Genomic DNA, 3,527 nt, shown 5'->3' with positions numbered 1-3,527 from the left:
CGCCACCCGCGCCGCGGCCCGGTCAGATCCGGGCGCGGCCGCGACCGCGGCCGACCAGCCCGAGGATCAGGCTGACGACCAGGACGGCGATACCGATCCACAGGAGGAACTCACCGACCCCGGCGAAGCCGAGGATGAGGAGAACCGCTCCGACGAGGACGAGGATGAGCCAGCTGGGCATGGTGCGACCCCTTTCTTCGTGGTCACCGTGAGCGTCCGGGGGAACCCGGCGCCGTGATGTCACCGTGAGCGTCCGGGGGAACCCGGCGCCGTGAAGCACGAGGAAGACGTTGCCGAACCCGCGAGCGCTCCGCACGCCGAGAGGACGAGTTGCGAGGCGACGCGACGCTGCTATGTGGTCGCGCGTCCAGGGCCCTGACCTGGGCATATGAGGGATTTGTCACCGTCCCACATGGTGAGACGGGGGTTGCCTGGTCGCGCTACCGAGGCGTAACCGGCCTCACTTCTTGCCGACGAACCAGCCCCGCAGCATCGCGACACGGGCCGTGAGCTGCGCCGGGTCCGCGAGCGCGACCTCCGGTCCCCCGCACCGCCGACGCAGCTCCGCGTGCACCGCACCGTGCGGCTGCCCGCTGCGCCGCGACCACGCCCCGACCAGCTGGGCGAGCTCCTTGCGCAGCTCCGCCTGCTTGCGGTGGTCCATCTCGGGCGCCGGCTCGGACGCCGCCGGGCGACGCTTCCCCTTGAGCTGGTCCGCCTGCCGCTGCCGCAGGAGCGCCGAGACCTGGTCGGCGTCCAGGAGGCCGGGCAGGCCGAGGAAGTCGAGCTCCTCGTCCGAGCCGACCGCGGCCTCGGTCCCGAACTCGCCGCCGTCGAACAGCACGCGGTCGAAGGACGCCTGCGCCTCGAGCGCCTCGAACGTGCCCTGCTTGCCGTCCGGCCCGACCGCGTCAGGGCCGTTCTGCTCGGCGTTCGCGGCCGCCAGGAGCGCGTCCTCGGGGTTGAAGTCGACGCCCTGCTCCTCGGCCGTCTGCGGCCGGTCCAGGGCGTGGTCGCGCTCGAGCTCGAGGCTGCTCGCGAGGCCCAGCAGCTGCGGCACCGACGGGAGGAACACCGACGCCGTCTCGCCGCGCTTGCGCGCGCGCACGAACCGCCCGACGGCCTGCGCGAAGAACAGCGGCGTCGCGGTGCTCGTCGCGTAGACGCCGACCGCGAGGCGCGGGACGTCGACCCCCTCCGAGACCATCCGGACCGCCACGAGCCAGCGCGAGTCGCTCGCGGAGAACTCGTCGATCCGGTCGCTCGCGCCGTCGTCGTCGGACAGCACGACCGTGGGCGACTCCCCCGTCAGCCGTGCCAGGTGACCCGCGTAGGCGCGCGCGTCGGTCTGGTCGGTCGCGATGATCATCGCGCCCGCGTCCGGCACCGCCCGCCGCACCTCGGTGAGCCGCCGGTCGGCGGCCGCCAGGACGCTCGGGATCCACTCGCCGTTCGGGTCGAGCGCGGTCCGCCACGCCTGCGCGGTCATGTCCTTGGTCAGCGGCTCGCCGAGGCGGGCGCTGACCTCGTCGCCCGCGCGCGTCCGCCAGCGCATCGAGCCGCTGTAGGACAGGAAGATCACGGGCCGCACGACGTGGTCGCGCAGCGCGTCGCCGTAGCCGTACGTGTAGTCCGCGACGCTCCGGCGGATCCCCTCGTGGTCCCGCGCGTACTGCACGAACGGGATCGCCGCGGTGTCGGAGCGGAACGGCGTCCCCGTGAGCGCGAGGCGCCGGGTCGCGTCCTCGAACGCCTCCCGGACCGCGTCGCCCCACGAGAGCGCGTCGCCGCCGTGGTGCACCTCGTCGAGGATGACGAGCGTGCGCTCGGCCGTCGTCCGCGCCGCGTGCAGCGCGGGCTTCGAGGCGACCTGCGCGTACGTGACGGCGACGCCGTCGAACCCGTGGCCGTGCCGGCCCTGCGCGTTCGAGAAGTTCGGGTCGAGCCGGATCCCGACGCGTGCCGCGGCGTCGGCCCACTGCTTCTTCAGGTGCTCGGTCGGCGCCACGACCGTGACGCGCCGCACGACGCGGGCCTCGAGCAGCTCGGTCGCGATGCGGAGCGCGAACGTCGTCTTGCCCGCACCGGGCGTCGCGACCGCGAGGAAGTCACGCGGCGAACGCTCCCGGTACAGGTCGAGGGCCTCGGCCTGCCACGCACGCAGCTTGCCCGCGGTCCCCCACGGCGCACGCCCGGGGAACGCCGGCGGCAGGTGGGAGGCCGCCGACGTGGACGCGTGGGACGTGGTGGAGGACGGGCGTGCGGCCGCGCTCACTTGCCGCCGCGGCCGAAGCCCCAGCGACGACCCCCGCCCGAGCCCTCGGAGCCGCCGTCGTCGGACGCACCCTCGCCGTCCTGCGGGTCACGCAGCCCCTCGTAGATCTCCTTGCACACGGGGCACACCGGGAACTTGTTCGGGTCCCGGCCCGGCACCCAGACCTTGCCGCAGAGCGCGATCACGGGCTTGCCGCTCATCGCGGACTCCATGATCTTCTCCTTGCGCACGTAGTGCGCGAAGCGCTCGTGGTCGCCGGGCTCGACCTGCTCGTGGGTCTCCTGGCGCTCGAGCACGCTCGTCGACGTGCCCTGGCCCGGGTCGTTCGGGTCCGCGGGGCCGGTCGGCGGGAGGGGCTCAGTCATGCGCAGGAGTCTACGTCGCGCCCCTGACGTCGCCGGGATCGACACCGCCCCTAGAGACCCTGCCAGCCGGGCTTCGCGGCGTACGTCTCGCGGTAGTAGTCCGCGAGCTGCAGGCGCGACGCGGCGGCGTCGTCGACGAGCACCGTGACGTGCGGGTGGTGCTGCAGGACGGTCGCGGGCCACATCGCGCTGACCGGCCCCTCCGCGAGCTGGTGCACCGCCTCGGCCTTGCCCCGGCCGGTCGCCAGGAGCACGAGGTGGCGCGCCGCCATGATCGTCGCGAGGCCCTGCGTGAGGCAGTGCGTCGGGACCTGGTCGACGTCGCCGCCGAAGAACCGCGCGTTGTCCTCGCGCGTCTGGCGCGTGAGCGTCTTGATGCGGGTCCGCGACGCGAGCGACGAGCCCGGCTCGTTGAACGCGACGTGCCCGTCGGTGCCGATGCCGAGGATCTGCAGGTCGACGCCGCCCGCGTCCGCGATCGCCTGCTCGTACGCCGCGCACGCCGCGGGCACGTCCTCCGCGAGGCCGTCGGGCCCCTGCACCGCGCCCTCGGCGAAGTCGACGCGCGACGCGATCTCCTTCTCGATGACGTTGCGGTACCGCTCCGGGTGGTCGGCGGGCAGGCCGACGTACTCGTCGAGCATGAACGCCCGCGCGTGCGCGAACGACAGCCCCTCGTCGGCGTGCCGGCGTGCGAGCTCGTCGTAGACGGCCAGCGGGCTGGAGCCCGTCGCGAGCCCGAGCACCGCCGTCGGACGCGCGCGCAGCAGCCGCTCGACCGCGTCGGCGGCGATGACCGCGAGCTGCGCCGCGGGGGCGATGACGACCTCCATCAGCTGTCCTCCTGTCGGGCCGCGGCCGCGCCACGGCGGGTCATGCGTCGTGCT

At 74.1% G+C, this 3,527-nt stretch carries 4 protein-coding genes; all 4 read right to left on the bottom strand.

The features are described 5' to 3' along the window. Positions 1 to 22 precede the first annotated feature (22 nt). The 4 genes from HGA02_RS13265 to nagB all read right to left on the bottom strand — a co-directional run bounded on the left by HGA02_RS13265 (position 23) and on the right by nagB (position 3,473). Positions 23 to 181 (bottom strand): hypothetical protein, encoded by a 159-nt coding sequence (locus HGA02_RS13265; protein ID WP_168679405.1) that lies wholly within the window; start codon positions 179 to 181, stop codon positions 23 to 25. Positions 182 to 460: 279 nt separating this feature from the next. Next, on the bottom strand, positions 461 to 2,275 hold the full coding sequence (locus HGA02_RS13260) for a DEAD/DEAH box helicase (protein ID WP_168679404.1): 1,815 nt from the start codon (positions 2,273 to 2,275) through the stop codon (positions 461 to 463). Next, positions 2,272 to 2,640, bottom strand: coding sequence for a DUF3039 domain-containing protein (locus HGA02_RS13255; RefSeq protein ID WP_168679403.1), 369 nt, complete (start codon positions 2,638 to 2,640; stop codon positions 2,272 to 2,274). Before HGA02_RS13255 ends, HGA02_RS13260 begins: the two co-directional genes overlap by 4 nt. 50 nt (positions 2,641 to 2,690) lie before the next feature. Beyond that, complete coding sequence (nagB, locus tag HGA02_RS13250) at positions 2,691 to 3,473, bottom strand: glucosamine-6-phosphate deaminase (RefSeq protein WP_168679402.1); 783 nt, start codon at positions 3,471 to 3,473, stop codon at positions 2,691 to 2,693. Positions 3,474 to 3,527 lie beyond the last annotated feature (54 nt).

The sequence above is a fragment of the Cellulomonas septica genome (genome assembly GCF_012396155.1).
Classification (GTDB): Bacteria; Actinomycetota; Actinomycetes; order Actinomycetales; family Cellulomonadaceae; genus Cellulomonas; species Cellulomonas septica.
Note: the sequence above shows the minus strand (reverse complement) of the source record. Positions and strands in the feature narration are given on the sequence as shown.